Genomic DNA, 26,048 nt, shown 5'->3' with positions numbered 1-26,048 from the left:
AAATTAAATAAATCCAAAATTTCATGTTGATTTCATCTTCGGTATGGAGATTTGATTCAACAACACACAAATGAAACATTAAATAACAGGGTTATGAAAAAGTTAATAGTATTAGGACTGCTCGGTGTAATAGGATGGATGCCATACCGTGCCGCAGCACAAGTTAGCATCAGCTTAAATATTGGCTCACAGCCTTTATGGGGACCGGTAGGTTACGATTATGTAGACAATTATTATTTGCCTGATATCGAATGCTATTATAACGTACCCAGACGTCAGTTCATTTATATGGACAATAGCAGGTGGATTTATTCTTCTTCTCTGCCTTCAAGATATAGAGGTTATGACCTTTATAACGGGTATAAGGTTGTGGTAAATTCCAGAGATCCTTACCGCAATTTCGACCGCGACCGGATTAGTTATGCAAGGTATAGAAATGTAAGAAGTCAGCAGGTGATCAGATATAGCCGTGATTCCAGGTATTATGTTGTCAAAGGACATCCACATGGAGGATTTTATGGAAGAGACAGGGACGATAGGGGAAATGGAAACTGGAGAGGCCGCGACAGAGATGACGACAGAGGTCATGGAAGGGGTAGAGACAGGGATGACGATAGAGGTCGCGGACATGGCGACTGGAACCGAGGCAGAGGTGGTGATAGGGATCATGGCAGAGGTCATGGCAGGGGAAGAGATTAACCGTTAATTATTGGGTATATTTAAGTATCAAAAACATCAACCATGAAAAAATTAATTATAATAGGCTTGCTGGGGGTAATCGGTGTAATTCCGTACCGTGCAGCAGCGCAAATCAGCGTTAACGTAAATATTGGCTCCCAGCCTTTATGGGGACCGGTAGGTTACGATCATGTAGATTATTATTATCTGCCTGATATTGAAAGCTATTATTCTGTGCCTAAGCGGGAATTCGTTTACATGGATAATGGAAGGTGGATCTTTTCCAGGTCATTACCTTCGAGATATAGTGGCTACAACTTGTATAACGGGTATAAAGTAGTGGTCAATTCCTACGATAACTTTAATTCGGATCGGGTAAAGTATGCGAAATATAAAAAAGTCCGCACACAAAAGGTGATCAAATACAGCAATGATTCCAGATATTATGTGGTAAAGGGCCATCCTCATGGAATGCCTCCGGGACAGGCAAAAAAATACTACGGTAAAGACAACAAAGGAAAAGATAAAGGGAAGTGGAAAGATGACCACAATGACCACGATAGAGGTCGTGGAAAAGGAAGAGATTAACACACACAAATAAACCTAAAACGGGCCCCATGAAAATGGAAGGCCCGTTTTTTTGTGTATTTCTTATTTGTTGGTGATTAGTTTTGCGGTAATTTTAGGATCCAATCCTGAAGGAGTTACCAGGCCGGTGCTTAATAATGTATAAATTCCGCCTGCCTTAATCTCCGTCTCAGCTAGTTCTGCCTGCACAGGACTTGCTGTTTTATCTTTGATCTGGAAAATATATTTCTTAGGTTCAATTTCTATGAAACTGCTGCTCGCTTTATAAGCTTTATCTGTAATCAGTGCAGCACCATCTTTTATCGCCAGGTCCAGTGCCGGCGCATCAGGAGAAAGATTAATGAAACGAATCAAAGCTTTGGTAGTCGGTGCAGTAGCGACATCGTCGTTAGCAACTATAAAATCCAGCTTTGTCTCTTTATCAATAAGGAAAAGTGAATAGATCTTTTTGTTCTCTAAAGTGATCTTTTTAGTGATCAGACTTTCCGTACTGCTCGCGGTTGTAAATTTAACAGTATGTTCTCCGGTGTTGAGCCTCAAATAAGCAAGGGCACCGCCGAAAGCTAAAGCACCTGAGGAAGTTATTTTACCGCCGTTAATGTAGGCATTGAAAGTGGCAGGGCTGGGAGAAGTATTTACGACCATTAAAGAAGCGGATTCCGGAACAGGTGTTTCTTTTGTAGAGCAGGATGATAATAATGTACCTATGCTAAATAAAGATACCGCTGCTAATCTGTAAAGGTTTGTACGCTTGTTTTCTGTAAAAAATTTCATTTTGATGGGGCTTAGGGTTTTTGAATGTTACTGGGGGTAAAACGGAACACCAGAGCGAAACGCTACAGTTTAACCGGAAAAAGGAATGAAATTTGTAACCTGTAAACTGCGGGCTGCTAATTTTGTACCTTAGGAACAATATTTAAACACCGCTTAATTAGGGCAAAAAACAGAAATCATCATGAAAGTTATTATAGGTTCAGATCATGCGGGCTTCCGCTATAAAACCATTATTGTCGCTGCTTTAAAAGAGCATGGCTATGAAGTCATTGACCTCGGTACCCAGACAGAATTGCCGAGCGATTATCCGGATCATGCTGCCGATGTAGCCCAAGCCCTGATTAATAAAGAGGGAGAACGGGGGATCCTCATTTGTGGAAGTTCCGTTGGGGTAAGTATTGCTGCCAATAAATTTAGAGGAATCCGCGCAGGCGTTTGTCATGATACATATTCTGCACACCAGTCGGTGGAGCACGATGACGTAAATATTCTATGTATCGGGGAAAGGGTAATTGGCATAGAGCTGGCCAAAGATATTGTATTTGCTTTCCTGAAAGCCGAATTCTCCAACGAAGAACGTCACCTGAAGCGTCTGGCAAAGATCAGTGCAATAGAAGCGAAATGGTAGCAAAAGGGGAATCTTCAGCAGCTCAGTCTGTTCAGAAAGATTGGAGCGTTGGGTTAATTTGCGGAATCATCATCATGTCCATTGTATACATGCGCTGTACCCCCGCGACTGAAAATGAAACACTTTTACATATAGTGCTCGTGACTCCGATCGTTACGGTGTTATTGGCTGCCTATCTTTTCGTCTACCGGGGCAGCAACAGTAGGACAGCAAGGGCAGTTTTTATCGTTTTTGTCCTCCTTAGCCTGCTTGTTCTGGCGGGCTTTATGTATATAGTGGCTTTGGGCAGTGCTTTCAGGAATTAACATGAAGAAACTAAATGTATTAAACAAAATATACCTTCTGATCTTCGTCTTGCTGGTTATTGCTATCGCTGTAAAGTTATTGAATTACAAGGGCTGGAGCCGTTATTATTACAGTGCTTCGGTTTCTGCACCCAGGATGTATCCGATAAAAGTTTATCGTGCGGATTTTGTGCTTTCAGACGGAAAGACTGAATCTTTAAAAACCAGTGATGTGAACGATCAGCGGTTAGACTGGGGGCAGGGAGAGTTTTCGCAAACATCTGAACGGCAGCAGTTGCCGGTAAAACTGGTGCTGGATTATGTTTCTTACCGGGATCAATCCTTTTATAAGGATACGATCAATCTTCCGGCTCAGCTAATCGACTCCATCTTTCGCAACAGCAAAAAAGCAGGAATTCAACAGTCTATACATAAGTATGGTACAAATGCTGACGGGCTTGTTTTTATTGCAGGCATCGCAAACAATGGAAATGTCCTGGTTTGGTTACAGGGTGATAAATACGAGCGGGTCTTACTAAAACATAAAATTGCGGCCCGGGAGCCTTCTGCTGCTGACCTTTTCAATGAAAGACAGCTGACTAAGGAGCAGTACCTGAAGCAGGCTTTTGCCGATCTGAGCGATGATTTTTTTAAGAACCTCGCTGAAGGACTGGCTAAAGATGCCAACTATATTGACAGTGCTTCAAATTACCTCCGTTAATGTGGATAACCCTGTGTAAAAACTGTTGAAAAGCTGTTGGTAACATGTTAAAAATAAAATGCATTTATCTTTGCATTAGATAGTTATAGTTCGTAAATTAGATCTATCAAAAAGGAAGTAATTTGACCGTTTGAAAGAAACACTCCAAAAAGAACAATAGCCTCAGGGCAAAAAGTTCTGGAGATTTCAAGGAATTAGTAAAAGATCAGATTCAAAGGAGACAGAGAAAATGATGCTTAAAATGCCAGAACTGTTAAGTAAGGGTATATTCACTAAATTCGGGACAGACATTAAAACCTATCCATTATTCTACGGAACGATGTGAAAAGGAGAAGTTCGGAGGAATCAAAGTTGAAATATACTAAGAGGACCAATGAAGGTTAAAATATGGAAAGTTTGATGCTTTTTCGGTGCTACGGCAATGAAAAGGTGGAAACGGAGAACCAAATCGCTAGAAGAGGGACTCCGTTTTCTTTTTGTCTTTTTTTTCGAATGATCATGCCATTTATTTATGTTCAATCCTTTAGCTGATATCGTCACCCCGCGTTTAGTACTGCGTTTAATGCCGGAAGAGGTCATTGCAGCCTGTCTGTCTCATCAGCTTGAGCAGGCAGTACGTCTGTTTGGAACTGACATTCCCGCCGAATTGCTGGAAGACATGAGCGGACTTGAATATGGCCGGAAAGAACTGGAAGCCGACAGCGCTTATTTACCATGGTCTGCAAGAGCGATGGTCTCCAAAGCGGAAGGCGCTGTTGTCGGGATGATCCGGTTTCATAGTCTTCCCAACCCTGAATACCTGCAACAATATGCTGCAGATGCGGTAGAGTTTGGTTATGAAGTTTTTACCCCGTACCGGAGACAAGGTTATGCGAGAGAAGCTGCTGGGGCAATCATGAAATGGGCCGCAGAAAATTTTAATATCCGCCATTTTGTAGCTTCTGTATCTCCCGATAATGAAGCCTCCTTAAAACTGATCAGCAGCTTTGGTTTCTCTAAAATTGATGAAGTGATGGATGAAGTAGATGGCCCGGAGCATGTCTTTTTACGTGTTTTGCCATTTTAAATCTTTAAATAAAGGATTTCTTAACATTAAGGGAATATGACAGAAGTAGATTTGTCAAAAAAATCCCATCGAAACAAATCAAATGATTTCCGGCAGCCAGCTGATCTCTCTTCTAAAGAAGGGGAACCATAAGGCTATGGAAGATATTTACAGTCTCTATTGGGAAGAAGTGCTGGACAGTGCCTATAGACGGTTACGTGATGAAGAAATTGCCCAGGACATTACCCAGGAGATTTTCATTTCTTTATGGGAGAACAGGGAAAAAGTCCAGTTAACAGGTACCTTACGCGCTTACTTTGAAGGCGCAGTGAAATATCGGGTGATCAATTATTTTCGTTCATCAGCAATTAAAGAAAAGCACAAAGAAGATCTGTCGCTTCTCCTCCGGGATGATCTGGAACATTCTGCGGAAAACAGGCTGATGCTCAAAGACCTTCATCAGGAAGTCGATGAGGCAATGCTGGATCTGCCTGAAAAAATGAGGCTGATTTTCTCCATGAGCAGAAAACAGGAGAAAAGTATCGGAGAAATTTCTGATGAGCTGGGCTTATCTGCGCAAACCGTTAAAAATCAACTTAGTGCAGCGCTAAAAGTGATGAAGAAAAGACTCTCTTATCTGCTGTTTTTAATCATTTGTATCGTATTCATATAAACTTAACCTAAGCTTAACAGCTTTGGTTAGTACCATTCTTCTTTTGCTTTGACATGTAGTTAGATGACAAAGGAAGAACAGGCACGAGAACTGCTGAGAAAATATATCGAAAAGGAAGCCAGCCCTGCAGAAATAGCGCAGGTAGAACGCTGGTATACGTCCTCCGGGGATGCGTTTCCTTCTTTAGAGAAGGAGAAAAAACAAGCAATTGCAGAAAATGTATTGGGGAAGCTCCGCCAGGAGATGGAAAAAGAGGAAATAAAAACATCCCGCTTTCCTGCCTGGTATCAAATACGCAAAGTAGCCGCCGCAGTGTTGTTGATCTCTGCTGCAGGCCTTGGTGGCTGGCTGTTCAGTAAAAAACAGGTAGTCGACGAGCAGTTGCTGTCATTGACCACCAGGGCAGGCGAAAAGAAAAAGATTGTTTTTGCTGAGGGCTCTGAAATTATCCTTGGGCCTTCTTCCCGTTTACTATATCCTGCAAAATTTAAATCCGGAAATAGAACGGTATCCCTGTCAGAAGGAGAGGCTTTCTTTAACATCGCCCATGAGGAAGACCGGCCTTTTATGGTGAAAACCAGGGAAGACCTGTATACGAAAGTACTCGGAACTTCTTTCAGGATTAAATCTTATCTGAAAAGCCGTCATATTTCTGTCGCCGTTGTGACGGGAAAAGTGGCAGTCGGAAATTCCAGCCAGGTATTTGGAACACTGATCAAGGGTCAGCAAATTGCCTACGATAAAATTGACCAGCGGGCAGAGATCAGCTATACTCCTGTAAAAACCTATGTAAACCTCAGGTTTGACAATACCGCGCTGCAAGAGGTAGCCCGTCAATTGGAATATGCCTATAGCATTCGCATTGCGTTAAACAGCCCCTCCATTAAAAAGCTGAAATGCAATGCCACCTTTAACACCAAACAAAGCCCTGAAGAGATTCTGGATATCATTTGTAGTCTCCATCATCTCCGGCTCAGGACATCTGAAGATCATAAAACCTTTAATGTATATAGAAAATGAAAATATAAGAATGACCGATAAACCGGTACTGATCAGATCAGTACCGGAAAATTTGATTCGGCTGCCTAACGACAATTACACAGCCAACCTTATTTTAACACACCCTTACAGCGTATAAAACAAATAAAAATATGAAAAAATCCTCATATAAGAGGTTACCAGCTCTTTATAAAGCCATGAAATATTCAGTGTTAACTTTTTCCATTCTATGTACCTTCTGCGGAACGCTCTTTGCGTCCCTGACCATGGCACAGACATTGGAAAAAAGCAGGATCAGCATTAAAATTGCTGCGAACCGTACCACCAGTTCCATTCTCAAAGAAATTGAAGCTGGTACAGGACTTCATTTTGTGTATAATCCGGAAGCCATTCGCGGAAATCAAAACCTGGCTACAACTTCTTTTAAAAACGAGAAGGTCTCCTCATTGCTCAGAATTCTGGGTTTCGACTTTCAGGAAAAAGGTGGTCATGTAATTCTTAGAAACATCCCTGTTGCTCCGCCAAAGCCGGATCGGATCCTCAAAGGAAAGGTGACAGATTCAGCAGGAATGGCAATGCCCGGCGTATCTGTCAACGTGATCGGCGGAAAAGCAACCACAACGGCAGGAGACGGAACATATAGCATTCCGGTTCCTGAAAATGCAGTATTGTCTTTCTCGATGGTTGGTTTTAAGACCAAACAGGTCAAAGTCCTGGATAACCAGGAGATTAATGTGGTGCTTCTGGAAGACAAAGCGCTGTTATCTGAAATTGTTGTTGTAGGTTATGGAACCCAGAAAAAAGCAACCCTTTCAGGTGCCGTGAGTGTGGTGTCTTTAGATAAAGTGTCTTCAAGGTCTTTAAATAGTGTTGGCGAGGTTCTGGCCGGAAAAGCCCCTGGTGTAATTGTCACCAATGAAGGCGGAGACCCTACCTCATCACCACGTATCAATATCCGTGGTTCGGGGGGAATTAACGGTGAAAACGTCTTATATGTAATTGACGGAACAATCTTTCCCGGATCATTAACCCTAAATGGAGGTGCTTCCGGTGCCCCAATCCTGAATCCGAATGATATTGAATCGATTTCCGTACTAAAAGATGGTGCTGCCGCAATATACGGCGCAAGGGCATCAGGAGGAGTAGTACTGATCACTACCAAAAAGGGAAAAAACGGCGCAATGAAAATCAATTTTGATGCAAAAGTCGGTACGCAGCAAGCTTGGAAAAAATTAACGCCTTTAAACGCAGAACAGAGGGCATTTGTAGCGGAAACAGCTGCAAAAAATGGAAACAGTACTTTACTTCCTGCCTTTGATGCGACAAAATATCCGGACGGGAGGGTAACCCGTACCAATTGGATGGACGAGGTTTTCCGCAGAGGAACCACTCAGGATTATAACGTGGGACTTTCAGGTGGAACGGAGAAATCCAGTATCTATATGAGTTTTAATTACCGTAAAGCCGAAGGAATCGTTTTAAATACATCTGCAGAAAGATATAATTTCAGGATTAATTCCGACTATAAACTCAATTCCTGGTTAAAAATAGGGGAAAACCTTTCCTTTAGCAGCTCAAACGGACAGGGCGCAAATACCAAGAGCGACTATACAGGAGCGCTGTTATCTGCCATTTATTACCCTTCAAATGGAACACCTTATAACCCTGATGGCTCATTTGCCGGTTTACCTGGCGGAGACTATGCAGGCGATTATGGTGATATTGTAAACCCGGTAGCGGAATTGAAACGACTGGATATCAAAATGCCGCAGAATATATTTGTGATCAATCCTTACCTGCTGATTGACCTGGCAAAAGGCTTGTCTTTCAAATCTAACTTCAACCTGACCAAAGATTTCTTTAATGCCACTATTTTTACACCTAAGCGCCCGGAAATAGGAAAACCTATGCTGATCAATTCCCTGGAAGTGGGACAAAACAGAAGAAGTGATATCCTTGCAGAACAAATCCTGAACTATAAAACGGAGTTGGGGCTTCATCACTTTGATTTTACAGCAGGATTCTCTTATCAAAAAGCAACATACAATGATTCCTACGTGAAGGGGAATGGTTTTGATGATGAATCTCCTTCAAAAAGGTACCTGGTAAATGCCTCGGTATTTGAGCCGGCAATTACCAGATTTCAGGCCATCGCCCTTTCTTCTTCATTTTTGAGGGCGAATTACAACTACGCAGATAAATATTTACTGTCTCTGATTGGTCGCCGTGACGGCTCTTCTTTGATTCCCAAAAAGGAGAATAAATTCAGTAACTACTATTCTGCTTCGGCAGGATGGGTGCTGACCAAAGAGAATTTTCTGTCGGAAAGTACCTGGTTAAATGAATTGAAGCTGAGGGGAAGTTATGGTTTATTAGGCAACCTTGCCAGTTTATCGATACAGGATGTGAGCCCCTTGTTAGAACGCACCAATTCTTATTTCGGACAAAACCCGGCATTAGGTGCGGGCTATGTTTCCAATATCCTGGAGAATCCGAACTTGAAATGGGCGGAATCAGAGCAAACTAACTTTGGCTTGGACCTGGGTGTCATGAAAAATACACTGACCCTTACGGCAGATTATTTTATTAAAAATACAAATAAAATGATCTTACAAAAGCCATTGCCGGGAACCTCTGGTTTGAGTACACAAACGATCAATGCAGGTTTGGTCAGAGATCGTGGATTTGAACTTGGAATCAACTATAACAGCAATAAGGATCGTGATTTCAGCTATTCCGTTGGCCTTACTTTAACTAAAGTAAACAATAAGGTCATCAAGTTGGCGGAAGGTCAGGAAATCATTCCGGTAAGTACAAATTTCAGAAACGAGCTGGCTCCATTGATGATCAAAGAAGGACAGCCATTATACAGCTATTATGTACTGAAAACTCAGGGGATATTTAAAAGTCAGGCAGAAGTAGACCAGTATACCAATGCCAGGGGAGAGAAAATACAGCCTAAGGCAAAAGCAGGGGATTTTAAATTCGCTGATTTGGATAACAATGGATCTATTGATGCCAAAGACCGTTATTTCGCGGGTAGTGCTTATCCGGATTTCAGTTACGGATTGAGTTTCAATGCGACCTATAAAAACTTCGACCTGAATATTTTTGCTCAGGGGGTGTATGGAAATAAACTTTTTAACGCAGTAAAAAGAACAACCTATAGTGCAAGTGGTCCTTCTTATAATAAGCTGACCGGAATATTGGATGCCTGGTCTCCGGAAAATCCAAATGGAAAAGTTCCGATCATCTCTACTGCTGATGCCAACGGAAACTTCAATGCTTCAGATTTTTATATAGAGAACGGATCTTACCTGCGTCTGAGAAACCTGACATTGGGTTATAGCTTGCCTAAATCATTTACCAATAAAATGAAAATTGGTGCAGTCCGTGTTTATGCGACCTCAAACAATTTGTTCACGATTACCAACTATTCTGGTTTCGATCCGGAAATCGGGATGGATAATAATGGATTAGACGTGGGCAGATACCCACAGGCAAGGAGCTTTCTCTTAGGTCTTAGTCTGAATTTATAATTTTTAAAAGCAACGAAAATGAAACAAAATATAAAGTATATCGCCATCGCAGCCCTGGCATTTTTAAGTTCATGTACCAAACAACTTGACATCATCCCTGAAGGAGCACCATCAGCGCAAAACTTTTGGAAGACTAAAGAAGATGCCATAAAAGCTCAGAATGGATTGTATGAGAAATACAATGATGAGAATTTCTATGGCAGGGGAATGTTTTGGTTTATCAATGCCAGCGACGATATGGTGACCGGAAGAAATAAACCGGAGGCGGATAACATTAAAAATTTCAATAAAACTTATTTGGGTGGCGGATACACCGAAAGTCAGTGGTCCATGCGTTATGCCATTATCAAACGTGCAAATGACATCATCGTAAATCTGCCGGGAATTCCAATGGACGAACAATTGAAAAAATCGATGATTGGTGATGCCTATTTTAATGCAGGACTGGTCTATTTTCAGCTGGCTGCAAATTATGGAAATGAAAAAGCCGGTGTGCCTATTGTAACCCCTGACAGTGATCCTGCAAAAGCGGTTCCAAGAGCGAAAAATGTAAATGAAAATTATGATTCCATCATTCAACTATTTTTGAAGGCGGCAGAGAACTTACCTTTCTTTACCGATATGAAAGCAGAAGATTACGGAAAAGCACATAAAACTGCTGCATGGGCTTATTTGTCAAAAGTCTATCTTTATAAAAAAGACTATGCCAACGCGGCTAAATATGCAGATATGGTGATCAATTCTGGTAAACATGACTTGGTTTTAACGGGTTTTTCAGATGTTTTCAAAGCATCAAATAACTGGTCTAAGGAATACATCTGGTCGGTAGTTTGTACCCCTAACGGAGGCGGTACAGGTTGGGGCAGTAAGTTGCCGGGAGTAATGCTCACCAATAAAGGCTGGACGTTGTATAACGGCTGGGGCTATTATCTGCCCACCAAGGAACTGTACGATTCTTATGAAGCAGGCGACCAGCGTCGCGAAGCAACCATCCTGAAGCCAGGAGATAAGTTCATGTTTTTTGGTCAGGAACGTGCGTTTACCAAAGACGGAGGAGCAACCTCAGATTATCAGTTTAAGAAATACATGGAGCCTTTCTCCTATGCAAATCCTATCCCTACACATGTGAATCCCAATGGGGATAACGGTACCACAGATCTTAACGTGCCATTGATGCGTTTTGCAGAAGTATTACTCATCAAAGCAGAGGCAGCAATTCAGTTAAATGGTGCAGGAGCAGGAGATACAGAATTAAATAGAATCAGACTTCGCGCAGGATTACTTGCCAAAAGTGGGATGACCATGGCAGACCTGAAACGGGAACGCCGCAATGAACTGGCCGGAGAGTGGGCCGATCGTCATCGCGATTTAGTAAGATGGGGAGATGCAAAGGCAACCTATGCTTTGCCATTACATGACTCACAAGGAAAAGAAATCTGGGCTTCGAGAGCATTTGATCCACAGATTCACGACGTATGGGCAGTTCCGCAGAGAGAAATTGACAATAGTGGTGGGGTGATTGCTCAAAATCCAGGCTGGTAATGAGAAACGAAATGAAAAATATGATTCGTTGTGCGCTGTTTGTCGCTGCGCTATGTGCAGGGGAAGCAAAGGCACAACGGACTTTAAATGTTAATTCTGGTCATAGTCATAACGACTATCACCAGAATATTCCGCTGTTGACGGCCTATTATGCCGGAATGGGTTCGATTGAAGCCGATGTTTTTTTAAAAGATGGCGCATTGTATGTAGCGCATGATCTTTCAGAAATAAAAGCCGGCATTACCCTGAAAAAACTATACCTGGAGCCCCTGGCCAGCTTTTACCGTCAAAATGGAAACAGGCCTTACCAGGATTCTACCCATAGATTGCAATTGGTGGTCGACATTAAAAAAGACTATGCAAAAGTGCTTGCCCAATTGATCAAAGACCTGGAAGGTTATCAGGATGTATTCAACAGCAGCAAAAATTCAAAGGCGATCAGAATTGTCATTAGTGGTGATGTTCCTGGCCCGGCTGATTTTAAGAATTATCCGGATTACATTTCTTTTGATGGTCGTCCCTATACAACATACACGGAGGATCAACTGAAGCGGGTGGCCATGATCAGCGATGACATCAAGAACTATACCCCCTGGAATGGAAAAGGAAATCCAACAGCCCCGGACCTTGCTAAGCTGAGTACTGTTATCGAAAAGGCCCATCAGCAGCATAAGCCATTCCGTTTTTGGGCTACACAGGACAGTCCGAATACCTGGATCGTACTGGAAAGATTGGGTGCAGACTGGATCAATACCGATCAGCCTGAAAAATTAAAAGAATTTTACCTCCACAAGGATAAAATCAGTTACACGAATCCGGTCGCTTATCCGGTATACACTCCGGAGTATAAGATTGACGGACTTCAGAAGCCGGTTAAAAATGTGATCCTGCTGATTGGAGACGGAATGGGACTGGCACAAATTCACGCTGGCTATATTGCCAATCACGGACAGCTCAATATGAGCAACATCCACAACATTGGTTTTTCACAAACCGCTGCGGCGGATGCAGGAAATACAGATTCCGCTGCCGGTGGTTCGGCTATAGCCATAGGCGAGAAAACCAATAACCGCTACATCGGGGTAGGCGCAGATCAGAAGAAAAGAACGAACCTGGTGGATACCCTGGCCGGTTATGGGATTAAAAGCGGGATCATCAGCGTTGGCGACATTACCGATGCTACTCCCGCCGTATTTTATGCACATCAGCCAGACCGTTCCATGAGTTCAGAAATCGCGGCTGATTTGCTGGACAGCAAAGTGGAAATTCTGGTTGGTTCCAATCAAAAAAGCTTTTTTAAAAATAAAGATGCTGCTTTGATGAACAAACTAACAGATCAGGGATTTAAGCTGAACACGAGCGCCGCCGGCTTTTACAAAGAAAGCAAAGGCAGACAGCTGGTATTGCTTCCTGATTCGGCTACCCGTCCGGTAAAAGATGGCCGCGGAGCGTTGCTAAAGGAAGCCCTGGTGCACAGCTTGAAAATGCTTTCTGCAAATAAAGAGGGGTTCTTTGTGATGGCTGAGGGCGCACAGATCGATTACGGAGGTCATGCAAATGACCTGTCTTATGTGGTGACTGAACTTCTTGATTTTGATAAAACGGTCGAAGCTGCTTTACGTTTTGCCGATCAGAATGGAGAAACTCTGGTGCTGATTACGGCAGATCATGAAACAGGCGGACTGACCTTATTGGATGCCTCAGCAGAAAAAGGAATGATCAGCGGTCATTTCAGTACCAACGATCATACGAATATCATGGTCCCTGTATTTGCTTATGGGCCTGGTTCAGCGGAATTCCGTGGGACTTATGCCAATAATGAAATCTTTCATAAGATTCTTAAAGTGATCGGACTGAAAAACAAAAAGAAAAAATAGAAGTACCCTGCCCGGCTGTTTTCAGTTCAGAAAGCAGTCGGGTTTTTATTCCTGCTCTTCTCTTCCATAGGTTTCGGAACTTATTCCGTTAATTAACAAAATTTATTTATGATTTTCGCTATTTTTAGGTGTCATGAGTAAATCTATCCTACAACGCACATCCGTCAAAAAAAAGATCTTTGTATTGGACACCTCGGTTATCTTATACGATCACAATGCTTTCAATAATTTTCAGGAACATGATGTGGCGATTCCCATCCAGGTTTTGGAAGAACTGGACAATATGAAAAATGGGAATGAAACAAGAAATGCGGAAGCAAGGAGTTTTATCCGGCTGATGGACAATGCTTCCGGAGAGCAGGTCATGAACAAATGGATTCCCTTGAAAGGGAGTAAACGTGGCCATTTTAAAGTGGTGATGGATTATAAACCCTCCCTTTTGGATGCCGAAGCCATCTTTGGAACCGGTAAATTTGACCACCGCATTTTAAATGCAGCATTGAGCTTGAAAGAAGAGTTTCCGGAGAAAAAAATCGTATTGGTTTCCAAAGACATTTGCCTGCGGTTAAAGGCCAAATCCCTGGATTTATATGCCGAAGATTATGAAACCGGAAAAATTAAAAATGTCGATGAACTTTATACCGGAAAAACAACGCTGACAAATGTGAATGTTGAGCTTTTGGATGTATTGAAAGCTACAGGAACCGCAAGTGCGGATCAACTGGAGCTTGCCCCGGAAACAGGCAATCATTTTTATATCCTGAAGAGCAAACGCAAACCCGTTACTGCTTATCATAATGTGAAAACAGGAATGATGGTTACGGTAAAAGCGCAAAAGGTGTTCAACATTGCGCCAAGAAACGAGGAACAAAGTATGGCCATTCATGCGATGCTGAACCCGGCAGTAAAGCTGGTCACCATCCAGGGAAAGGCCGGAACGGGAAAAACATTACTGGCCATCGCCAGTGCACTGGAACAACGCAAGGATTACCGGCAGATTTATGTTACACGGCCAATAGTGGCCTTAAGTAATAAGGATATCGGCTTCCTTCCCGGCGATGCGAAATCAAAAATAGACCCTTATATGGCACCCATCTGGGATAACCTTCGCTTTATTAAGGAACAATATACCGACGACCCAAAAGCTCAGGCAAGAATCGATGAGTTTGTAAATACAGAGAAAATCGTCATCGCCCCTTTGGCCTATATCCGGGGACGAACACTGACCAAAATATTTTTTATTGTAGATGAGGCGCAGAACTTAACGCCACATGAGATTAAAACGATCATTTCCAGGGCAGGAGAAGAAACCAAGATCATTTTTACGGGTGATATCTATCAGATCGATACGCCTTATCTTGACGCAGAAAGTAATGGCCTGTCGTACCTGATTGAGAGTGCTAAAAACCATCCTTTATATGCACACATTACGCTGGATAAAGGGGAACGGAGCGAACTGGCCAACCTGGCGAACGATTTGCTTTAACAAAAAAAAACCGTTCATGGCTTGGAACGGTTTCTTCTTGCGTATAAGAACGCTTTGGGCGGTAAATCGGGCTTACAGTTTTGCGATCACGAAATCATTCTGGTTTAATTTGGAAACTTCATTTCTAACCAGGTGGTGTTCTGCTGATGAACCACTTAATTTTAAGTCAGACTGACCTTGCATGTCGGTGTAAAGACTACCTACTTTTGCATTTACATTTGCTTTAGCATCATCTTTTAAGAAGATCTGTAATACCTGAAGGTCGAAATCACCACGGGTTTTTACACTGGCAGTATTGGAGGCATCGATTCTTTGCAGGTCTTTCACATGTACATAGATCGTAGAAGGGTTTTTCTCTGTAGAGTTGATGTACAAAGTATATCCTTTTTGTTTAACGGTTGTGTTTTCATTCAATTCTTCGTTCGAAGTAATGGTTTCTGTATTGCTTTGAATCAATACTACTTTGGCGTTTCCGGTTACGACTACTTTGTTGAACTGTACAGCAGCTGAACTGTGGATTGGTGCTTTTTCTTTAGCAAAAGTTGTGAATGCTGAAGAAGTTAAAACGATAGCTGTTAACGAAGAAGCGATTAGGGTTTTGATGGCAGTTTTCATATCTTTTAGTTTTAAAGTTTTTAATTATTTAATTGTTGTTTTGTAGATAAGACATCATCCCGGCAGAAACGTTTCAGCGGTTTTTGCAGCATTAGACCATGCGGAAATCCCAGTCGACCAACGGTCAATAGTATTCGACCAATCGACGAAAATATTTTCGTCGATTTTGTATCTTAGAGGATAACAAATCTAAAACCGATCATTTTAACCTTATGAAAAGACCATTTTTAGCTATGCTTTTCCTGATCTGTTTCTTCAACAGGACGGTTTCCGCTCAGCAGCGCCACGAAAAAATAATCATAGAAAGCAATTATTTACTGTACCTCCCGGAAGACTATCAGCAGGATTCATTGAAAAAATTCCCTTTGGTCTTGTTTCTGCATGGGAGTGGAGAAAGAGGAAATGACCTGGATAAAGTAAAAGCACAAGGGCTTCCCCGTCTGGTGGAAGCAGGAAAGAAGTTTCCTTTTATCCTGGTTTCCCCGCAATCGGTGGCCGACTGGGAAACAAGAGATCTGATGCTTTTATTACAGGGCCTTGAAAAAAAATACCGGATAGACGATGAACGTCTTTACCTCACGGGTTTAAGCATGGGCGGTTATGGGAGTTGGGACATGGCGACCAAATACCCGGGATTGTTTGCAGCAGTCATCCCTGTTTGCGGAGGTGGGGATCCCTCAACAGTCTGGAACATGCGGCATACGCCAACCTGGGTATTCCATGGGGCAAAAGACGATGCGGTTCCGCTAAAGGCAAGTCAGGAAATGGTAGATGCCCTGAGAATAGAAAACCCATCGGTAAAGTTTACTGTTTTTCCGGAAGCCGGGCACGACAGCTGGACAGCCGCCTATGATACCGATAGTCTATATACCTGGATGCTCAGTCAGAAGGTGTTTAAGTATAAAGCGATAACCCTGGATCAGCAGGTTCTGGAAAACTATCAGGGGCATTATGTAAATAGCATCGGCAACGATACGATCAGGGTGACGGCGGCGCCGGGAGCGTTGATCGGAACCACCAGAGGCCGTATGGTCGAGATCAAACCCTACGACAAAAACAAATTTTTTATTAGTGAGGATGAGCCTGTGGATATTGTTTTCTCGGGAAAAGGTAAAAAACAACAGTTTGTGATTAATGATAGAAGACGAGAGGTTTACCAACTGATAAAAAAAGAATAGTCATAGTTTCTTAATATTTTCATTTTTTTACCATAGATCAAGATTGGTGGAGAAAAAATACTCCAGATTTGTATCAGAAACAAATAACCAAACCGTCATGGGACATCTGATTAAAAAAAGATCATTAGGCGTTAATGAAATTTTAAAAGGAGTTAACACCGAAAAAACATATTTTGTCTATTCTGCAAAAGGCATCCGTATCATGAAAGTGATCGTGTTTTTGCTGCTTACCGGTATCATTGCCAATCAGTTTTTACAACGAAACGCAGGAGTTGTCAGACTTCAGCCGGTTGCAGAACTGAAAGGAACCCTGCTTTTGGGAACACCTTTAAAAAATGTCGAAATTCTCGACCTGAGTAATATCGCCCCTTTTATGAAAAATAAACAGGAAGCAGAATTGAAAATAAAAGGACACATTTCTAAAGTGAATGCCAACGGGCAGATGGAAATGAGCTTAAATGATGGTAAAGTACTTAAACTGCACCACCGCTCAGGCTCAGAGAAGTTCAAAACACTCTTGTCGAAAGAAGTGGTGATGTCAGGAAGACTCTATAAGATCGGCAATACCCCGGATCTTGCCTACGAAATAAACAGCTTATTGCTGTTGTAAATAAGACTGTTAACTTTTCACGATTTTTAATAACTTGTCCTTCATAAAATCAATTTTATGAAGGATTATTTTTTCAATCTGCTGGAGTTTGATTACTGGACCAATGCCAGACTACTCGCTGCAATGCAAGGCGCAACAGAGATTCCTCAACGTGCGCAGGACCTTTTTAACCATTTAATCGCCGCCAGCCGAATCTGGGGGAGCAGGATGGTTGGAGAAATGCAGGATGTAGAAGTCTGGGCACATTTTGACATGGAGAACTGGCAGCAGGAACTGGATTACAACAGGGCATTGATCAGGGATTTTCTCCACAGCATCGAAGAGGAAGACCTGAATAGAAAAGTTCATTATTACACCACTAAGGGAATCAGCTATGAGACAAGCATCTCTGATATGCTGAGCCACGTGATCATCCATTCCGGATACCATCAGGGACAAATCGTAAGCCTGATCAAGCCGTATTTGACCACTGCACCAGACCTGATGTACATCACCTATGTAAGAGAAAAAAAATGATATTAGAAGTTGCTGTACTGGACGTAATTCCTTCCGAAGCCAATTCCTTTGAGCGTGATTTTGCTACCGCATCGCTGATCATCAGTAAGATGAAAGGGTATCAGGGGCATCAGCTGCAGCGCTGCCTGGAAGTAGGAAGCAGGTACCTCTTGCTGGTCAACTGGGATACTTTGGAAGACCATACCATAGGATTCAGGCAATCTGCCGAATACCAGGAATGGAAAAAACTGCTGCATAAATACTATGATCCCTTCCCAAGGGTAGAGCATTATGAAATGGTGGTTCCGAAGCCGATTGTGGATAAAGGATAGCCAAATAACTTTAACTTTGTGCTTCCTAATTTAAAGAGTCTGAATATGGCAAATCATGTAAACATCACTTCTACCGGTATAAAAAAGGTCCTGCGTCTTTATAATGAAAAGCAGGCACTTGCAGAATACATCTGGAATGGTTTTGACGCAAAGGCGGATACCATCCGGATCGATTATACGCACAATGAACTGGGTACATTGGAAAGCCTCAAAGTGTCGGACAACGGTTACGGGATAAATTTTGCTTACCTGAAGGACAAGTTTAACCCCTTTTATGAGTCGGAGAAAGCGATGGAACAGCGGATTCATCTCCATAAATCGACCATGCATGGAAAGAATGGGGTAGGAAGGCTCACCTTTTTCACCTTTGCACACCATGCAGAATGGAATACAACTTATGAAGAACATGGTGTTTATAAAAATGGAAGCATCCAGGTGGCTATCGGCGGACTGAACAATTACGAGTCCAGATTATTAAATGAGGATGTAAAGACCAGCACCACCGGAACTACGGTATCCTTTTCAAATATCCAGCTTTTTAAAGAAACGATGGAGTTGAGCATCATCCCTTATTTACAGGCTGAATTCTGCTGGTTTTTGGAATTGAACAAAAACCGTGGATTTTCCATTATCATCAACGGACAACCTTTAACTTATCAGGACAACATCATCGATTACGAAGAAGGATTGGTATTCCGGTACCCGGAGAGCAATACCCAGTTTAAAGTTAAGTTTATTCAATGGAAGGAATCCTTACATAAGGAATTGTCTAAAAATTATTTCATCAACCATAAAGGACAGGAAGTCTATAAAGATTATACTACGCTAAACAAAAAGGCCGACGAATATTACCATGGTGTTTTCATCGAAAGTGAATTCTTTAATGAGTTTGATTTCAGCAGTTCTGATCACGATGCACAAGTGAAGCTTTACAGCCGCACCAAATCTTCTTCAGAATATAAATACCTGATCAAAAAGATCAATGAGCTCCTGAGAACAAAAAGAAAACCTTTTCTGAAAGAGTTTTCGAATAAGCTGATCGAGAAATATGAGCTGGAAGGAGTGCTGCCGAAATTTGAAGCAGAAGAACAAACAAAAAGACAGGACCTGGTAGAAACATTAAAAGTGATCTATGAGATTCAGCCGAAATTATTCAGCGGTTTAAGTATAGATCAAAAGAAAGCATTTGTCAGACTGGTTCATGTCCTGTTGAATTCTACAGAACGTGGACAACTGTTCCAGGTGATAGAAGGAATTGTAGAAATGGAAGCAGAAGAAAGAGAAGAGCTGATGAGCTTTTTAGCAATATAAAAGCAGAATTAATAAAAGCAGGATTAAAGATGAAGAAAAAAGGGTGTTCAAAAGAGCACCCTTTTTTTGGATCAGGCCCAGGCCTTATCTCCTTTTTTATAAGGAACGGATCCTTCATATTTGCCGGGCACAGCCATATAACGCAAAGCCTGTGTACAACCGGCTTCGGAAGTAAAATAGCCCAGCATGGTCAGTTGTTTCATCATCAGGAAATAATGATTTGGCAAACCTGGAAAATCTTTATCTTTTTTTCGTTCGGTTTCTTCCAGTTCCCCCTTTTTTGACTGATAGGTTTTCGCCTCTTTATCCAGCTCAACCAATAAGGACAGCCGCTGTTCCGGACTGGCTTTCATAAAGCTGGTTTTGTGCATCTTCTCGCAAGCAACGTTCAACGCTTTTATGCCTTCCCTAAAGGCTTTCTGATCTTTTGTTTCATAACAATCACTCACCATTACCGTCATAAACTGCCCTACGTTTGCCGCTTTGGCACCCGGGGTTTTCGTTTCCGGTAATATGGTGTCTGAAACTTCGTTTAGAAAATCAATGTCTTCTTTACTGAAAAGATGATGCTGACCTGTTTTAGGTTCCGGATTACAGCCGCTAAGGAGTGCATTGCCACCAATCATCACACTACCGGTCAGCAATGCAATCATTTTTAAAAGTTCTCTTCGTTCCATAGCATCAGAGGTTATTTTTCTTTAATTCGTTTACCGCATAATCTGCAGCTCTGGCGGTTAAAGCCATATAGGTCAATGAGGGGTTTTGACAGGCGGAGGAAGTCATACACGCGCCATCGGTTACAAATACATTCAGGCAATCCCAGACCTGGTTCCATTTGTTCAATACAGAGGTCTTTGGATCTCTTCCCATTCTTGCTGTCCCCATTTCATGGATGCCATGTCCTAAAGCATGTCCTCCGTCCCAGGTACTTACATTTTTCACGCCCACGGCATCAAACATCTGCTTCATCTCTTCCTGCATGTCTTTTCGCATCTTAAACTCATTTTCCTTTAATTCTGCATCCATAGACAGGACAGGCAGGCCCCATTTGTCTTTCTTGTTCTTATCTAATGAAATCCTGTTTTCATGGTAGGGAAGGATCTCCCCAAAAGCGGTTGCGCCAATCGTCCATTGTCCGGGCTCGGTCAAAGCATCTTTAAAATTGCCACCCATATTCAACTCAGCTATTTCTCTGCTCCAGCCTTGTCTGCCGGCACCTCCCTGATAACCAAACCCACGCAGGTAATCTCTTTTATCACCGGATAAATTAGCAAACCTCGGGATATAAAAACCATTTGCCCTTCTGCCGAAAACATACTGGTCCTCGTAGCCTTCAATTGTTCCCTGGGCACCAATGTTATAATGATGGTCCATTACATTATGCCCAAGCTCGCCGCTGCTGCTCCCCAATCCTCCCGGCCAGACACTGGTAGCGGAATTGAATAAAATCCAGGCAGTATTTAGCGTGGAGGCACATAAGAAAACTATTTTACTGTGATATTCATACGTTTTATTGGTTTCGGTATCTAAAACCTCTACACCCTTTGCTTTCTTTTTGTCTTGATCATATAAAACCTGTGTCACCAACGAATAGGGCCTTACCGTCAGGTTCCCCGTTTTCATAGCCGCAGGCAGGGTGGAAGATTGTGTACTGAAGTAACCACCAAAGGGGCAACCTTCCCAGCAGCGGTTTCTAAATTCGCACTTTGTTCTCCCGGGAATGGCGGCGGTAAGGTTGGCGGTCCTTCCGATGATGAGGTGCCGCTGATCTTTATAATGCTTTTTCAACCTTTCCGCTACGTCTTTTTCTACACAGTTCAATTCCATAGGAGGAAGAAAATGTCCGTCAGGCAACTGAGCGAGGTTTTCTTTAGAACCGCTGATACCTGCAAATTTCTCTACATGATCATACCATGGGGCAAGATCCGCATAACCGATCGGCCAGGGAACGGCAATGCCTTCTTTTTCATTGGCTTCAAAGTCCATTGGACTCCAGCGATAAGATTGCCTTCCCCAGAGAATAGATCTGCCTCCCATGCGATAACTGCGCCACCAGGTAAAGGGCTTGACTTCTGTATAGGGACAATCTTCTTCATTTGCCCAGGCATCCATTACTGCTTCTGAAGCAGCCCAGCCACGGTGGATGACGGGGTATTTCTTTTTTTGCTCAACTGTGGTTCCTCCCCGGTGTTCAAACTCCCAGGGGTTCTTTTGAGCGGTTGCATAATCTTTAATATGTTCATAAGGCCCGCCGCGTTCCAGCATTAAAACTTTTAAGCCTTTTTCGCAAAGCTCTTTTGCAGCCCAGCCGCCGCTGATGCCGGAGCCAACGACAATTGCATCGTAGGTGTTGTCTTCTATCATCCTTTGTTCATTTAGGTTTTATTTGGTTATCTTAAATGTACAGCTTAATCCAAGCGCGCTTCAACTGCTATTTATTGAAAAAAATACGTTATCTGATCATTTGTTCTGGCGAAATACAGTATTTATGGTTAATATAGCAGTTGAATCACCATGGAATATGAAGACACTGATCCAGAAAATTCATGTGGAAGAACACCATTCTTTTGCCTGCCGGACCTATAAAACACCTGATTTTGAAACCGCCTGGCATAAACACCTGGAATGTGAACTCATCCTGATTACCGAAGGAAACGGGACCGCATTAATCGGAGATTATATTGGAGAATATAAAGAAGGTGATGTCTTCTTTTTAAGCCCTGATCTGCCGCATTGGTTTCGGAAATCGGAACATAAAATGATAGGAAGTGCAATTGTGATCCACTTTCTGAAAGACTTTCTGGGGGAAACTTTTTTATCCCTGCCGGAGTTGAAAAACATTTGCAGGCCATTGGAAAACAACGATACAGGGATTCAGCTGCAAGGTCAGCTGGCTGAGGATATCGCAATCATCATCAAACAAATGGAGCAGGAGGAAGGTCTGGAGCGCATTCAGCTGCTTTTAAAAGGAATGCAAAAGATCGGCACTTCCAGCGAGCAAAGAACCATTACCACTGCTTTTGACAGTCTGGCTGGCGGAGCAGAAAATGCGTTGATAGAAACCATTATCGATTATTCATTTAAACATTATCTGGATCCCATTTCCCTGAAAGAAGTGGCTGAAATGACCAAAATGTCTATCCCTTCCTTCTGCCGCTTCTTCAAAAGAAACATCAAAAAGAGTTATTTTGATTTCATCAAAGAAATCAGGATCGGCCGTGCCTGTAAACTACTGCGGGAAACCAACCGCCCTGTTCTGAATATTTGTTACGACAGTGGGTATAACAGCTGGCCGAATTTTAGCAAGCAGTTTAAGGATGTCACAAAGCTTTCCCCGTCACAGTACAGAAGGCAACACCTGGCCTGAGTAGTTTAAATCACCTGAAGTACCGTCTTCCCGTTTTTACTTTTCTCCTTCGGCGCAGCTCCTGCTTTTGAATGCCGGCTGGCGATGTCGTTCCAGCCTGCCACAGCCTGCTCCAAAGGATAAATGTTGGCGATAGAAGTCCGTACTTTGCCGGCATCGAGCAGCTCGGTAATCCTGTTCAAGCCTGCCGTCGATGGTTTCATGTCCATGAAAACCCCGGTAACCTGATGTTTGGCTGCTGCTGCTTCATCAATGGGCTGCGTGCTGGCCACCAATATTCCCCCTGGCTTCATCACCTGAAATGACCTCAGCTGATTGTCGCCGCCAACAAGGTCGAACACAACATCTACATCGCTCAGGACTTCTTCAAAATGGGTGGTTTTATAGTCCAATACCTGATCTGCACCAATGGATTTCAGGAATTCCTCATCAGCCGCGGAAGCCGTAACGATGACTTTGGCGCCTGCATGACAGGCAAACTGGACAGCATAAGCACCCACTGCACCCGCGCCACCATGAATCAGAATGCTTTGTCCTTTTTCCAGCTTCGCATACTTGAATAAGCCCTGCCATGCCGTTTCCGCCACCACAGGCACCGAAGCAGCCTCGGTAAAAGATAAGGAGCCTGGTTTTTTGGCAATGATGTCTGTCTTTACTGCTACATATTCTGCATAAGCACCACCATGGCCGGTATCGCCATATACTTCATCGCCAACCTTAAAATCATGGACCTCTTTACCGGTTGCGGCGATCGTTCCTGCAAAATCTTCACCGGGAATCCAGGGGAAATGAACAGGGAAAAAAGCCTTCATCGCTCCAGAACCCTTTTTCCAGTCGATGGGGTTGACGGAAGCGGCATGAACCTTTACCAATACTTCATTGTCCTTTATTTCCGGTACCGGAACCTCCTCTGTCACTAATGATTCAGGGGTACCATAATCGTGCAGTCTGATCGCTTTCATCTCGTTGTTTTTTAAATTGTCAGATGGAGCCTTGGATGATTAAAAAAATTATTAAGCACACAGGTTAATAATTTTTTTAATCATGTGGGGTTCATAAGTTGTTTTTTAGTATTCTGAGTGTAACGCGACCCTATTTCCTTCAGTATCTATAAACTGAGCAATAAAGCCAGCGATGATTTGTGTTCTTGGAACCAGTACCTTTCCTCCGCAGGCCTCAATTTTGTCGAGCACCTTCTGAATATCCGGACTGGCATTGATATACACAACAGTTCCGTCCTGAGATGGTTTTGAAAATTCATTTTTTAACAAAACTCCGGTCACCCGTCCCGAAGTGGCCTGAACAACGTCGGGAATAGAAGGGAAGAAAGTAAGTTCTTCCTCGCCAAACTGCTGCGTCTTCATTTCGATATCAAGAATGGTCTCGTAGAATTGCTTTGCCCTGGCTGTATCTGTTACCGGGATCTCGAACCAATTGATCACATTTGTTTTTTCGCTTAATTTTTCCATAATAATTTTGTTAGCTGTTATACCGCAAAATTATTCCTTCTTAAGTGTCGATAATTGTATAAATCGGTTGTTTTGATTTTCTGCGAGCACGCCGGGCGTAACGCCTGAATATTTTTTCACTTCCCTGATGAAATGTGCCTGATCACTATAATTCTGTTGTGGATACAGCTCTTTTTCATTTAAATGATCAAAAGAAGCACGGTAACGGAGAATCGTACAGTAAGATTTTAATGAAATCCCAAACTGGTCTTTAAAATACTGACTGATCTGTCTGTTGCTCCAGAGAATGGTATTGGAAACTTCTTCCGCGGTGATGGAACCATTGGAAGCATATAAAGTATCAAACAGGTGCAGTTTTCTGTTGTCGATGTTTTTACAGAGACGCTGCTGCATTTTTTGCTGAAGTATGGTGACCAGGCTATTGAAATCCGATAAATCCCTGATTTCAAGTCCCCAGAAATCCGGAGGTAAATCTTGTTCTGCGTTTAGCAGTGCTGCAATGCTTTCTTTTAAAATGTATTCTGAAGCAGGTAATTTAAAGCTGAGCCCAAAAACTGTTGCCTTTCCCGGAACAACAGATGTGGTTTCCTGGTTCCACAATCCGCTGATAGAGATGCGGACAGCCTCGCCTTCGACAGCACGAAAAAGAAGGTCGAAATGGCCATCCGGGAGAATGCTGAACTTTTTTTCTTCCTGATCGGGATTGTGTACCGACCAATAACATTTTACAAAGCCGGACAACAAATGGTCAGGTGCTGCCCTTTGATATTCTACGTTGTTTGTCTCTTGCATAGGAATGCATGTGATTTGGTTCTACAAGATAACGCTCAAATTTGAATTATAATGTCTCCCTTTTTGAAGTAATTGTAGCTCCTGCGCTGGCAATGATCACAAGGGCCACAGAGCAGTATTCGACCAGAGAAAGGTGTTCGTTCAGGAACACAATTCCACACAATGCAGCAACGGCAGGTTCCAGGCTCATCAGAATACTGAAAGTCCTGGCCGGCATCTGACTAAGCGCGCTCATTTCCAGGGTAAAGGGAATAGCGCTGGACAGCAGGGCCAATGCCGCACCCATCAGCAGCAAACCAGGAGTTAAATTCCCGAATCCTCCGCTGCCAATCCCAAAAGGAACAACCAATAAAGTAGCGAAAATCATTCCTACAGAAACCGCATCTCCACCTTTCATAACCTTTGAGATTTTGCCGCCAAGAACGATATACGTTGCCCATAAACCACCCGCAAGTAAAGCCAGCAGCACACCAATTAAATCCAGTCCTTTTTCAGACCATGGCGCGATTAACGCAATCCCTATCGCTGCCAGCAATACCCAAAGGTAATCCATGGCTTTCTTGGAGTTCAGGACAGCCAGTAACAAGGGGCCGATAAATTCCAGGGTAACGCCCAGTGCAAGGGGAATTCTCTTAATGGCCATGTAGAAGATGAGGTTCATGGCACCTAATACCAGCCCGTAAAACGCAACGGCTTTCCATTGTACTTTTGTCAGTTTTCCGAGCTTCGGTCTGTTGGCCACGAATAAGATCACGGCCGATAAACCAATCCGGAGTGAAGCCGTACTCGCCGGACCAATCGCCGGAAAAAGTCCTTTCGCAATTGCAGCCCCGGCCTGTACACTGATGATGGCCAATAAAACTGCGGGTAAGGGTGGGATTTGAAGCAGTCGATTGTTTTTCATGATGGGCCGGGAGTTAAATGAGGCGACAAATTTAAGTAAATTATAGGGATTCTATAGGATGAACAGGGAAATAGGGGAAATAGAAAAAGAATTCTTTACTTTCGTTTAACCACACAATCAACACATTTGAAACCCGTAACC

26 protein-coding genes are annotated in these 26,048 nt (G+C 42.8%); 18 read left to right on the top strand and 8 right to left on the bottom strand.

All coding sequences use genetic code 11. The features are described from left to right. The first annotated feature begins 93 nt into the window (after nucleotides 1-93). Both DBR43_RS01090 and DBR43_RS01085 read left to right on the top strand, forming a co-directional pair. The gene (locus DBR43_RS01090; protein ID WP_199756928.1) at nucleotides 94-699 is read left to right on the top strand and encodes a hypothetical protein; all 606 of its coding nucleotides are present in this window, start codon (nucleotides 94-96) and stop codon (nucleotides 697-699) included. A 42-nt stretch (nucleotides 700-741) separates the two neighbouring features. Continuing rightward, on the top strand, nucleotides 742-1,266 hold the full coding sequence (locus DBR43_RS01085; protein WP_199756927.1) for a hypothetical protein: 525 nt from the start codon (nucleotides 742-744) through the stop codon (nucleotides 1,264-1,266). A gap of 63 nt (nucleotides 1,267-1,329) precedes the next feature. Here the strand turns inward: DBR43_RS01085 and DBR43_RS01080 are convergent, their stop codons facing one another. Continuing rightward, complete coding sequence (locus DBR43_RS01080) at nucleotides 1,330-2,040, bottom strand: DUF4397 domain-containing protein (RefSeq protein ID WP_124577092.1); 711 nt, start codon at nucleotides 2,038-2,040, stop codon at nucleotides 1,330-1,332. Nucleotides 2,041-2,221: 181 nt separating this feature from the next. Between DBR43_RS01080 and rpiB the strand changes: the two genes are divergently transcribed. From rpiB to DBR43_RS01030, 10 genes are all read left to right on the top strand, one after another. Next, entirely contained in the window at nucleotides 2,222-2,668 is a 447-nt protein-coding gene (rpiB, locus tag DBR43_RS01075; RefSeq protein ID WP_124577091.1) for a ribose 5-phosphate isomerase B, read from the top strand. Beyond that, entirely contained in the window at nucleotides 2,662-2,973 is a 312-nt protein-coding gene (locus tag DBR43_RS01070; RefSeq protein WP_124577090.1) for a hypothetical protein, read from the top strand. Before rpiB ends, DBR43_RS01070 begins: the two co-directional genes overlap by 7 nt. Nucleotide 2,974: 1 nt before the next feature. Beyond that, nucleotides 2,975-3,673 carry a DUF2931 family protein gene (locus tag DBR43_RS01065; protein ID WP_124577089.1) on the top strand — a complete coding sequence of 233 codons (699 nt, stop codon included), beginning with the start codon at nucleotides 2,975-2,977 and terminating at the stop codon, nucleotides 3,671-3,673. Between the two features lie 511 nt (nucleotides 3,674-4,184). Further along, complete coding sequence (locus tag DBR43_RS01060; protein WP_124577087.1) at nucleotides 4,185-4,739, top strand: GNAT family N-acetyltransferase; 555 nt, start codon at nucleotides 4,185-4,187, stop codon at nucleotides 4,737-4,739. Nucleotides 4,740-4,821: 82 nt separating this feature from the next. Then, on the top strand, nucleotides 4,822-5,391 hold the full coding sequence (locus DBR43_RS01055) for an RNA polymerase sigma factor (protein ID WP_124577085.1): 570 nt from the start codon (nucleotides 4,822-4,824) through the stop codon (nucleotides 5,389-5,391). Nucleotides 5,392-5,454: 63 nt separating this feature from the next. Then, nucleotides 5,455-6,411 carry a FecR family protein gene (locus DBR43_RS01050; RefSeq protein WP_124577083.1) on the top strand — a complete coding sequence of 319 codons (957 nt, stop codon included), beginning with the start codon at nucleotides 5,455-5,457 and terminating at the stop codon, nucleotides 6,409-6,411. 131 nt (nucleotides 6,412-6,542) lie between these two features. Further along, entirely contained in the window at nucleotides 6,543-9,929 is a 3,387-nt protein-coding gene (locus DBR43_RS01045; RefSeq protein ID WP_233602795.1) for a SusC/RagA family TonB-linked outer membrane protein, read from the top strand. Between the two features lie 18 nt (nucleotides 9,930-9,947). Beyond that, a complete protein-coding gene (locus DBR43_RS01040) occupies nucleotides 9,948-11,471 on the top strand; it encodes a RagB/SusD family nutrient uptake outer membrane protein (RefSeq protein WP_124577081.1) in 1,524 nt (507 codons plus the stop codon). After that, nucleotides 11,471-13,348, top strand: a complete 1,878-nt coding sequence (locus DBR43_RS01035; protein ID WP_233602794.1) for an alkaline phosphatase — start codon at nucleotides 11,471-11,473, stop codon at nucleotides 13,346-13,348. Before DBR43_RS01040 ends, DBR43_RS01035 begins: the two co-directional genes overlap by 1 nt. Before the next feature lie 133 nt (nucleotides 13,349-13,481). Then, nucleotides 13,482-14,834 (top strand): PhoH family protein, encoded by a 1,353-nt coding sequence (locus DBR43_RS01030; protein ID WP_124577079.1) that lies wholly within the window; start codon nucleotides 13,482-13,484, stop codon nucleotides 14,832-14,834. Nucleotides 14,835-14,906: 72 nt separating this feature from the next. Here the strand turns inward: DBR43_RS01030 and DBR43_RS01025 are convergent, their stop codons facing one another. After that, nucleotides 14,907-15,449, bottom strand: coding sequence for a GIN domain-containing protein (locus tag DBR43_RS01025; protein ID WP_124577077.1), 543 nt, complete (start codon nucleotides 15,447-15,449; stop codon nucleotides 14,907-14,909). A gap of 212 nt (nucleotides 15,450-15,661) precedes the next feature. Between DBR43_RS01025 and DBR43_RS01020 the strand changes: the two genes are divergently transcribed. From DBR43_RS01020 to DBR43_RS01000, 5 genes are all read left to right on the top strand, one after another. After that, the gene (locus tag DBR43_RS01020; RefSeq protein WP_199756926.1) at nucleotides 15,662-16,627 is read left to right on the top strand and encodes a prolyl oligopeptidase family serine peptidase; all 966 of its coding nucleotides are present in this window, start codon (nucleotides 15,662-15,664) and stop codon (nucleotides 16,625-16,627) included. 97 nt (nucleotides 16,628-16,724) lie between these two features. After that, nucleotides 16,725-17,237 carry a hypothetical protein gene (locus DBR43_RS01015; protein ID WP_124577075.1) on the top strand — a complete coding sequence of 171 codons (513 nt, stop codon included), beginning with the start codon at nucleotides 16,725-16,727 and terminating at the stop codon, nucleotides 17,235-17,237. A gap of 57 nt (nucleotides 17,238-17,294) precedes the next feature. After that, on the top strand, nucleotides 17,295-17,753 hold the full coding sequence (locus tag DBR43_RS01010) for a DinB family protein (RefSeq protein WP_124577073.1): 459 nt from the start codon (nucleotides 17,295-17,297) through the stop codon (nucleotides 17,751-17,753). Then, complete coding sequence (locus DBR43_RS01005; protein ID WP_124577072.1) at nucleotides 17,750-18,064, top strand: antibiotic biosynthesis monooxygenase family protein; 315 nt, start codon at nucleotides 17,750-17,752, stop codon at nucleotides 18,062-18,064. The genes DBR43_RS01010 and DBR43_RS01005 overlap by 4 nt, the downstream gene beginning before the upstream one ends. A 45-nt stretch (nucleotides 18,065-18,109) precedes the next feature. After that, complete coding sequence (locus tag DBR43_RS01000; protein WP_124577070.1) at nucleotides 18,110-19,375, top strand: ATP-binding protein; 1,266 nt, start codon at nucleotides 18,110-18,112, stop codon at nucleotides 19,373-19,375. Nucleotides 19,376-19,446: 71 nt separating this feature from the next. Here DBR43_RS01000 and DBR43_RS00995 read toward each other — a convergent pair whose 3' ends face one another. Further along, complete coding sequence (locus tag DBR43_RS00995) at nucleotides 19,447-20,052, bottom strand: gluconate 2-dehydrogenase subunit 3 family protein (RefSeq protein ID WP_124577068.1); 606 nt, start codon at nucleotides 20,050-20,052, stop codon at nucleotides 19,447-19,449. A 4-nt stretch (nucleotides 20,053-20,056) separates the two neighbouring features. Continuing rightward, nucleotides 20,057-21,736, bottom strand: coding sequence for a GMC oxidoreductase (locus DBR43_RS00990; protein ID WP_124580352.1), 1,680 nt, complete (start codon nucleotides 21,734-21,736; stop codon nucleotides 20,057-20,059). Between the two features lie 160 nt (nucleotides 21,737-21,896). Between DBR43_RS00990 and DBR43_RS00985 the strand changes: the two genes are divergently transcribed. Then, on the top strand, nucleotides 21,897-22,742 hold the full coding sequence (locus DBR43_RS00985) for an AraC family transcriptional regulator (protein ID WP_233602793.1): 846 nt from the start codon (nucleotides 21,897-21,899) through the stop codon (nucleotides 22,740-22,742). A 5-nt stretch (nucleotides 22,743-22,747) separates the two neighbouring features. Here the strand turns inward: DBR43_RS00985 and DBR43_RS00980 are convergent, their stop codons facing one another. The 4 genes from DBR43_RS00980 to DBR43_RS00965 form a co-directional block, all read right to left on the bottom strand. Beyond that, nucleotides 22,748-23,704, bottom strand: a complete 957-nt coding sequence (locus tag DBR43_RS00980; protein WP_124577064.1) for an NADP-dependent oxidoreductase — start codon at nucleotides 23,702-23,704, stop codon at nucleotides 22,748-22,750. 105 nt (nucleotides 23,705-23,809) lie between these two features. Continuing rightward, nucleotides 23,810-24,211, bottom strand: a complete 402-nt coding sequence (locus tag DBR43_RS00975) for a VOC family protein (RefSeq protein WP_124577062.1) — start codon at nucleotides 24,209-24,211, stop codon at nucleotides 23,810-23,812. Nucleotides 24,212-24,241: 30 nt separating this feature from the next. Beyond that, nucleotides 24,242-25,003: a helix-turn-helix domain-containing protein gene (locus DBR43_RS00970; protein ID WP_124577060.1), complete on the bottom strand. Its 762-nt coding sequence runs from the start codon at nucleotides 25,001-25,003 to the stop codon at nucleotides 24,242-24,244. A gap of 46 nt (nucleotides 25,004-25,049) precedes the next feature. Further along, entirely contained in the window at nucleotides 25,050-25,907 is an 858-nt protein-coding gene (locus DBR43_RS00965; RefSeq protein ID WP_124577058.1) for an EamA family transporter, read from the bottom strand. Nucleotides 25,908-26,048: the final 141 nt, after the last annotated feature.

Origin of the sequence: Pedobacter sp. KBW06 (assembly GCF_003852525.1) — a bacterium.
Classification (GTDB): Bacteria; Bacteroidota; Bacteroidia; order Sphingobacteriales; family Sphingobacteriaceae; genus Pedobacter.
This window is presented reverse-complemented; position numbering and strand designations above follow the sequence as displayed.

What these genes read in the sequence shown, in the direction of transcription:
- DBR43_RS00995 (WP_124577068.1), bottom strand. Translation starts at nt 20,052, where the DNA reads ATGGAACGAAGAGAACTTTTAAAAATGATTGCATTGCTGACCGGTAGT.
- DBR43_RS00975 (WP_124577062.1), bottom strand. Translation starts at nt 24,211, where the DNA reads ATGGAAAAATTAAGCGAAAAAACAAATGTGATCAATTGGTTCGAGATC.
- DBR43_RS01065 (WP_124577089.1), top strand. Translation starts at nt 2,975, where the DNA reads ATGAAGAAACTAAATGTATTAAACAAAATATACCTTCTGATCTTCGTC.
- DBR43_RS01040 (WP_124577081.1), top strand. Translation starts at nt 9,948, where the DNA reads ATGAAACAAAATATAAAGTATATCGCCATCGCAGCCCTGGCATTTTTA.
- DBR43_RS01015 (WP_124577075.1), top strand. Translation starts at nt 16,725, where the DNA reads ATGGGACATCTGATTAAAAAAAGATCATTAGGCGTTAATGAAATTTTA.
- DBR43_RS00965 (WP_124577058.1), bottom strand. Translation starts at nt 25,907, where the DNA reads ATGAAAAACAATCGACTGCTTCAAATCCCACCCTTACCCGCAGTTTTA.
- DBR43_RS00970 (WP_124577060.1), bottom strand. Translation starts at nt 25,003, where the DNA reads ATGCAAGAGACAAACAACGTAGAATATCAAAGGGCAGCACCTGACCAT.
- DBR43_RS01085 (WP_199756927.1), top strand. Translation starts at nt 742, where the DNA reads ATGAAAAAATTAATTATAATAGGCTTGCTGGGGGTAATCGGTGTAATT.
- DBR43_RS01045 (WP_233602795.1), top strand. Translation starts at nt 6,543, where the DNA reads ATGAAAAAATCCTCATATAAGAGGTTACCAGCTCTTTATAAAGCCATG.
- DBR43_RS01060 (WP_124577087.1), top strand. Translation starts at nt 4,185, where the DNA reads ATGTTCAATCCTTTAGCTGATATCGTCACCCCGCGTTTAGTACTGCGT.
- DBR43_RS01030 (WP_124577079.1), top strand. Translation starts at nt 13,482, where the DNA reads ATGAGTAAATCTATCCTACAACGCACATCCGTCAAAAAAAAGATCTTT.
- DBR43_RS01005 (WP_124577072.1), top strand. Translation starts at nt 17,750, where the DNA reads ATGATATTAGAAGTTGCTGTACTGGACGTAATTCCTTCCGAAGCCAAT.
- DBR43_RS01025 (WP_124577077.1), bottom strand. Translation starts at nt 15,449, where the DNA reads ATGAAAACTGCCATCAAAACCCTAATCGCTTCTTCGTTAACAGCTATC.
- DBR43_RS01035 (WP_233602794.1), top strand. Translation starts at nt 11,471, where the DNA reads ATGAGAAACGAAATGAAAAATATGATTCGTTGTGCGCTGTTTGTCGCT.
- DBR43_RS01000 (WP_124577070.1), top strand. Translation starts at nt 18,110, where the DNA reads ATGGCAAATCATGTAAACATCACTTCTACCGGTATAAAAAAGGTCCTG.
- DBR43_RS00980 (WP_124577064.1), bottom strand. Translation starts at nt 23,704, where the DNA reads ATGAAAGCGATCAGACTGCACGATTATGGTACCCCTGAATCATTAGTG.
- rpiB (WP_124577091.1), top strand. Translation starts at nt 2,222, where the DNA reads ATGAAAGTTATTATAGGTTCAGATCATGCGGGCTTCCGCTATAAAACC.
- DBR43_RS01080 (WP_124577092.1), bottom strand. Translation starts at nt 2,040, where the DNA reads ATGAAATTTTTTACAGAAAACAAGCGTACAAACCTTTACAGATTAGCA.
- DBR43_RS01090 (WP_199756928.1), top strand. Translation starts at nt 94, where the DNA reads ATGAAAAAGTTAATAGTATTAGGACTGCTCGGTGTAATAGGATGGATG.
- DBR43_RS00985 (WP_233602793.1), top strand. Translation starts at nt 21,897, where the DNA reads ATGAAGACACTGATCCAGAAAATTCATGTGGAAGAACACCATTCTTTT.
- DBR43_RS01070 (WP_124577090.1), top strand. Translation starts at nt 2,662, where the DNA reads ATGGTAGCAAAAGGGGAATCTTCAGCAGCTCAGTCTGTTCAGAAAGAT.
- DBR43_RS01010 (WP_124577073.1), top strand. Translation starts at nt 17,295, where the DNA reads ATGAAGGATTATTTTTTCAATCTGCTGGAGTTTGATTACTGGACCAAT.
- DBR43_RS01055 (WP_124577085.1), top strand. Translation starts at nt 4,822, where the DNA reads ATGATTTCCGGCAGCCAGCTGATCTCTCTTCTAAAGAAGGGGAACCAT.
- DBR43_RS01050 (WP_124577083.1), top strand. Translation starts at nt 5,455, where the DNA reads ATGACAAAGGAAGAACAGGCACGAGAACTGCTGAGAAAATATATCGAA.
- DBR43_RS01020 (WP_199756926.1), top strand. Translation starts at nt 15,662, where the DNA reads ATGAAAAGACCATTTTTAGCTATGCTTTTCCTGATCTGTTTCTTCAAC.